Below are 6,208 nucleotides of genomic sequence, written 5' to 3' on the forward strand. Positions count from 1 at the left end.
GTTGAGAACAAATGCGGAACAAGTGGGGTCGCAACATGCCCAAGCCCATTGTGATGATGGTGTTCGATTATGCCGAGGAGGATGGCGAGCTGCGCCCGGCGCGCGAGCCCCAGGAGTTCCAGAGCGAAGAGACGGCAATCCACAAGGCGAGGCTCGCTGCGCCCCATCATGCCGGGGTGATCGCCTGGGCGCGTGAGGCAGAGCCCAATACGGGCGACTATGGGGAGCCCATCGAGCTCTTCCGCCACGGGGCCGTCCCCGATCTGGAGTGATGTCCAGGCGCAAGGGTGAGCTCTCCGGCGCCCAGATCGACCAGGACTATCCTCACCAGGTCGCGCTCCTGGCCGAGCAGCACAACTGGGCGGCCCGGACGATCGGCGTCTTTTGCCGGCTGCACGGGCTCGAGGTGGCGCCCAGGGGCCATTCGGTCGCGATCGATGACGTCTGGCATGTCGTCACCTGCTTTGCCCGGGAGGCCGATGCGGATCGATTCCGTGAAGCCTTTGACGGCTACCGCTTCGATCCGGCCGATCGCGCGCGCGGCAACAATTGGATGCGCTGGACACCCAAGGCCCCACCCCTCACATTCATGCAAGAGGCCCTGATCGAGGACGCTGCCATGTGCAATCTCTACAGCCACACATCCGCCCGGCAGGCGATCATCGATCTGGCGCGGGTCTGGTCGGTGGCCGAAGCCGTGGGTAACCTCGCTCCGCAGCCCGGCATCTTCCCAGACCATGCCGCGCCGATTGTGCGCAACACCGAGGGCGGACGGGAGCTGGCCCTGGCCCGCTGGGGCATGCCCTCCCCGGCCTTTGCGCTCGAGGGCAAGAAGGCCGATCGCGGCATCACCAATATCCGGAACACCAAGAGCCCCCACTGGCGCCGCTGGCTCGGCGTCGCCCATCGCTGCGTGGTGCCCTTCACATCTTTTTCCGAGTTCAACCGCGACGCCGGCGGCGACATCTGGTTCGCGCTCGACGAGACCCGCCCCCTCGCCTTTTTCGCTGGCGTGCACGTGCCGGGCTGGACGAGCGCGCGCAAGGTCTCGACCGGCGAGGAGACGATCGACCTTTATGGGTTCCTGACTACCGAGCCCAATGCCGAGGTCGGCGCCATCCACCCCAAGGCCATGCCGGTGATCCTGACCCGGCCCGAGGAGATCGAACTTTGGCTCACCGCGCCCTGGGCCGAGGCGAGCGCCCTCCAGCGGCCGCTGCCCGACGGTGCGCTCCAGATCGTCGCGCGGGGAGCCAAGTCGGATGGACCCGCCGATGGCGTGATCTAGCAGCGGGCTTGTGCCGCAGGCCGCAACGCGCTTTCATGGCCCCAGGGAGACAATGGGGGGATGAGATCATGCAGGGTTTGACGGTCCGGTCCGTGGCCATGATGCAGGCCGTGCTTCTGGTCATAACCTCATGGCTGGTCGGAACGCTGGTCGGGCTCACCGTGGGCGCCCTATGGGGTATCATCGCAGCGTTCGGGGTGACCCAGGTCGGGGCGCTGGGCATCCTCTGGCAGATGGGCAGGTTCAGGTCCGCGACCTCCAAACGCCCGGACGCACCCATGGCACCGCCTATGCCTGGAGCCGGCCCGCAAGATTTGAAGCTCTTGTGCGAGGATATTCTCAAGGGCGAAGTCCTCAACATGGTGGACCGCGCCGTTGCAGCCGGATGGCCCCGTCAAACGGTGCTGGTCGCGCTCAGCTCTGTGGCTGACGATGCTGCACTGGCGAGTAGGTCCGAACCGGCAACCGAAGCCACCATCCACGAGATATTGGCACGTGGACAGCGCCCCGGGCGCCAGACCTGATGCCAGTTCTTTGACACGGCGCGACCGGCCTGCCATCTGGCCTTGAGGCGATCGCACTGGAACCCAAGGAGACACGACATGCGTCAAATGCTGCTCACAGCACTCTTCGCGCTGGCAGCCAGCTCACTGCCGGCCCAAACCCAGCCGCATCTTGAGCTCTGCGCACCTGGCCAACCCAACACGGCGAATAAGACCTGCATCGTTGATGGCGACACGCTCTGGCTATCCGGAGAGAACATCCGGCTTGAAGGCTTTGATACCCCAGAGCCGCAATCTCAAATTTGTGGCGGAGAACGTGAGGTCGAACTCGCCGGCCAGGCCAGTGCACGCCTCATGGAGTTGATGAACGCGAACGCCTGGACGATCGAACGCAGCGGAACCGACCAATATGGCCGGACGCTTGCCACGATCGCGATCGACGGGCGCGAAGTCGGTGAATGGCTGGTCGAGGAGCGGTTGGCCCGCTGGTGGCCGGACGGCGACGAGTGGTGGTGCGGCTGAGGATCTAGACCAGCGATCAATAGCGTTCTAGCGCATCACATGCGCGGTCACCCGGCAGATACCTCTTGCGGTCTCACCGCATTCCATTTTGAATGCGCTTAAGATTGCAGGGGGTTCCAATGAAGAACGTGTTTAAGGTCAGCGCGGCCGTTCTGATGCTGGTGGCGATTCAGGCTTGCTCCACAACATACGGCGATATGGGAGCGATGGGCGGGGTTGCTGCTGTCCCGATCACATCAGATACCTATCGCATTTCGGCGAGAGGCAACGGGTTCACGGATCCAACTACCATCCAGGACTATTCGCTTCTCAAAGCGGCTGAAACGACGTTGCAGAACGGGCATACTCACTTTGGTGTCGTCTCGAGCGCAGACGCATCGCGCACGTCGTTGGGGCAGACTCCCGGAACGATGCAAACCAATATCTACGGCAATACGGCCTACTCCACATTCACGCCCGGGACGACCTACACCATCAACCAGCCGGGCGAGGACTTGCTGGTCCGCATCTTCACGCCCGGACCGGGCCAAAGCGCGTCCGGTGCATTCAAGGCGCAGGAGGTGTTCGACAGCATAAATCCCCGTGTCGAACGGTCTGGCTCATAGCGGATTTCCGTCGCTTATCGATAGGTGGTTCCGGTGAAGCTGCGCGTGCTTGGCATTCTATCGCTTCTACTGCTGCTCGCGCCGACCGTGGCTCAGGCAATAGAAACCTATGGCTCGTTCGCTGTATCCAGCGAAGCGCCTACATTGGCCCTGTTTTCAGGGGACATAACGCCAAAGACGCCTTTGGACTTTAGACGCCTGATCAGCGCTCATCCGGACGTAGAGGTGGTTGCGCTGTGGAGCAAGGGAGGCGAAGTGCATCCGGCCTTGCTGCTCGCTGATGACATGCACCAGAGGCAAATGAGCACCATTATCCCTAAGGGGGCGGAGTGCTACTCAGCCTGTGCGTTCCTATTTTTGTCGGGGCACAATCGCCGCGCGGAAGGCGAGCTTGGTGTGCACCAGTTCTACGGTGGCGAAGATACTGCCTCGTCGGCTCAGAACGCGGTGTCGGACATAGTGGAGATCCTGGGGAAGTTTGACGTTCCGCCAGCCATGCTCGCGCAAATGCTGCGCACGCCTCCCGAAGAGATGCATGTATTCTCGGATGAACAAATTGTTGAGTTCGGCATCAACCGGGGACCAGAGCTTTTGGATTCCGCCTTGCACGAATGGGGCGAGGCTGCGCCTACATTCGAGTCGATTATCGCCGCGCACGAGGCGAGCGACGCCAGCAGTAGCACTGATGCCATGAGCGGCCCTTCAGTATCCTTCGCTCTTTATAGGGGCGTGGATTTTTACGGCTCTGACGTGGCTCAGTTTCGGGCTGCGGACATTGCGCAGTGCTACATCGCCTGCCTTGAGCACGACCAATGCATGGCAATGACAATGAACATCGATCCGCGCGTCGCCAGCGGGCCAAACTGCTTTCTCAAGAGCGATACGGGCGATACCGAGTTCTACGACATGGCGATATCGGGCCGGTTCCAGTTGAGCGATGAACCGACCCACCTTTGGATTCGGGGAAGAATGGTGCCCGCCGATGACGTGATGGTACTGGACTAATGCCATCCGCATTTAGGCAGCTTTCCAGAGCGTATGGCCATCGATTCGGTGCCTCAGATATGATCCCGGCCGATCCATTGTCACATGCTCGGCCGGGAGATGCTTTGCAGGTGGTCAGCTATCGCCGACCGTGACCCTGACGCAGATGTGGTCATAGTCGAAGGTATTGGCGCTGGAGATCACGTTGGACGTGATGGTCTCGCTCGCCCCTGAACTCACCATTCCAAATGAGGCGGAGGCCGAGAGGGCAAATGCGATCGCCTCAGGGGCCTCAATCTCGCCGACGATCCCCACGGCCTCGACCGCAACGGCTCTGTTGGTGGCGCTGAAATTGGTTGCCGATGCCGAGAGCCGAATGTGCTGGAGAGCGGGCATGAATGGCTCGTAGGGGACGATGGCGATGTTGTTGACCGTCAATCCACCAAAGCCGAGCGAGACCTGAAAGATGTCCTCGGCCCGATCTGCACAATACCAATCGCCCGCAATAGGGGTGACGGGGCTGTCCTCGTCGGTATCCTGAGCGAAAAGCGGCGTCGAGAGAGAGGCAAGCACCAACGCCAGAGCTGCACGGGCCATGCCTTTGCGTTCTGACGGACGGCTCCAGCGGTGTGATGGTGTGGTCGGATTGGTCATGTTGTAGTTCCTCCTTGGGCTGAGATGTATCGGTCGATGAGGGGGCCCTTGAGCCGGGTGAACTCGGACTCGCTCAACAGGCCTTCGGTGCGGAGCTGCTTGAGCCGGGCGATCTGGGCCAGGGGATCGGGCTCTGACGGGCGTTCGGGGGACGGCGCGGGACCATCCCCGGCCAAGGGCGCAGCAGCCGCCGGATTGACGCCATTGATGCCCTCTATGCGCAGGCGCTTGACGTCATTGGCAAAGATATTGAGCCCGCTCTCCCCGCCATTGGTGCCGTCCGGGTCCCTGGTTCTGTGCACCGCGCCCATCGCCCAGACCATCGCGATCAGCCACCCCAGGACGGTGGCCCCGAACGCGAAGTTGATGATCAGGATGATCCAGCGGTTGGGATGGCCCCGGTAAAAGGCCACGACGGTCGGAATGACGTAGATGATGAACAGGGCGCCGTAGAGCAGGCCGAAAATGAGCAGAAGGTCATTGGTCGACTGCGCCATTGCCGGAGCGACCGGCAACAGCACAAATGCAAGCGCGAGCGGGAGGGTATGAGCGCTGAGGGGGCGCATAATCGTCTCCCCTTTATCAGCGGGTCTTGGCCAGAAGATCGGCCTTCATGGAGGCGTATTCGCTCTCCTCGATCGCTCCGGTGCGCCGCAGCTCTGCAAGCCGCTCGAGCCTTGCAATGGTCTCGTCGGAGATCGGGCTGGAGGATTGCGGCTCTGGTGCTGTTGGAGATTGAGGGTTGGTCGGAGCTTGCGGTGCCTTGGCTGCATCCGCGGCATTCATTGGAGCCGTGCCAGTGCCGGCCAGTTCATCAGCCCCTGCCCCCTCGGTTTGCCCGGCGATAGGCTGTTGGGTGGTCACAGGGCCGGACTGAGCCGCAGAAGCCCCTTGGGGCGCATGATTGGCTGCCGGTCGCATGGTCTGGCCTGGGTCTGCGCCCCCGAGCGGATGGGGCCCGAACCGGTTCGCCCCGGAGGTCGAAGGGGTAACGGCAAAGACCAGCAGCACGATCAATCCGACCAGCGGTACGAGCATGATCAGAGCCCACCAACCCGTACGATCGATATCGTGCAGCCGGCGCACCAACACCGAAAGTGACGGGATCAAGTGGGCGAGCACAACAACGCCCCCGATTACCCCATTGCCCTCCGCATCCAAGGTGCCGATCATCGCGTCAAGAAGCAGCCCTGCGCAGAGCAGCAATAAATAAAACAGGGTGAACAGCCAGAACTGGCTCCGGGTCGACCTGCCGCGGAAGTCGACATAGCGGCGCATGCCATCGAGATAGGCGTTCATTGGGCAACACCCCCGACCGGCGCCGCAGCGGCGTTCTTCTTCTTGGCCAGCTCGCGATAGCCCAACCAGCTCATCACCGAGAGCACCAGGGCGATACCGCCCCATATCCACATGTCCGAGAACACCGTGGTCGCGGCCGTCAGGAGCCCGATCAAAGCCGCGAGCCCGAACATGACCATCGCGACGCGGGGCAATCCCATGGCGAACGCCGCGCCCAGGACGAACAGGAAGGCCAGGATGATCCCCGCCGCTCCTCCTGCAGCGGTATCGGTATCGGACGTGATGTTGCCGCCGACCATAACGGCGCATGACTGGAGCCCGACGATCATGGTCAGGCATAGCGAAATGACGAG

General features: G+C 62.2%; 10 protein-coding genes. 6 read left to right on the forward strand and 4 right to left on the reverse strand.

What is annotated here, in order from left to right:
- Positions 1-35: 35 nt before the first annotated feature.
- The 6 genes from EO136_RS09920 (at position 36) to EO136_RS09945 (ending at position 3,923) form a co-directional block, all read left to right on the forward strand.
- Positions 36-272: a hypothetical protein gene (locus tag EO136_RS09920; RefSeq protein WP_246018321.1), complete on the forward strand. Its 237-nt coding sequence runs from the start codon at positions 36-38 to the stop codon at positions 270-272.
- Between the two features lie 347 nt (positions 273-619).
- Positions 620-1,288, forward strand: coding sequence for an SOS response-associated peptidase (locus EO136_RS09925; protein ID WP_127144296.1), 669 nt, complete (start codon positions 620-622; stop codon positions 1,286-1,288).
- 68 nt (positions 1,289-1,356) lie between these two features.
- Positions 1,357-1,812, forward strand: a complete 456-nt coding sequence (locus EO136_RS09930) for a hypothetical protein (protein ID WP_127144278.1) — start codon at positions 1,357-1,359, stop codon at positions 1,810-1,812.
- Positions 1,813-1,890: 78 nt separating this feature from the next.
- On the forward strand, positions 1,891-2,313 hold the full coding sequence (locus tag EO136_RS09935) for a thermonuclease family protein (protein ID WP_246018322.1): 423 nt from the start codon (positions 1,891-1,893) through the stop codon (positions 2,311-2,313).
- Positions 2,314-2,432: 119 nt separating this feature from the next.
- A complete protein-coding gene (locus EO136_RS09940) occupies positions 2,433-2,918 on the forward strand; it encodes a CC0125/CC1285 family lipoprotein (RefSeq protein WP_127144279.1) in 486 nt (161 codons plus the stop codon).
- Positions 2,919-2,951: 33 nt separating this feature from the next.
- Complete coding sequence (locus EO136_RS09945) at positions 2,952-3,923, forward strand: PAN domain-containing protein (protein WP_127144280.1); 972 nt, start codon at positions 2,952-2,954, stop codon at positions 3,921-3,923.
- A 114-nt stretch (positions 3,924-4,037) separates the two neighbouring features.
- On the opposite strand, the gene EO136_RS09950 is transcribed toward EO136_RS09945, so the two are convergent.
- The 4 genes from EO136_RS09950 to EO136_RS18575 form a co-directional block, all read right to left on the reverse strand.
- A complete protein-coding gene (locus EO136_RS09950) occupies positions 4,038-4,556 on the reverse strand; it encodes a hypothetical protein (RefSeq protein ID WP_127144281.1) in 519 nt (172 codons plus the stop codon).
- Positions 4,553-5,122: a superinfection immunity protein gene (locus EO136_RS09955; protein WP_127144282.1), complete on the reverse strand. Its 570-nt coding sequence runs from the start codon at positions 5,120-5,122 to the stop codon at positions 4,553-4,555. The genes EO136_RS09950 and EO136_RS09955 overlap by 4 nt, the downstream gene beginning before the upstream one ends.
- Positions 5,123-5,138: 16 nt before the next feature.
- Positions 5,139-5,855 (reverse strand): DUF805 domain-containing protein, encoded by a 717-nt coding sequence (locus EO136_RS09960; RefSeq protein WP_127144283.1) that lies wholly within the window; start codon positions 5,853-5,855, stop codon positions 5,139-5,141.
- Positions 5,852-6,208, reverse strand: a 357-nt coding sequence (locus EO136_RS18575; protein WP_164730522.1) for a hypothetical protein, incomplete at its 5' end; no start/stop codon positions are given. The genes EO136_RS18575 and EO136_RS09960, both read right to left, overlap by 4 nt.

Source organism: Pelagibacterium montanilacus, from assembly GCF_003992665.1.
Classification (GTDB): Bacteria; Pseudomonadota; Alphaproteobacteria; order Rhizobiales; family Devosiaceae; genus Pelagibacterium; species Pelagibacterium montanilacus.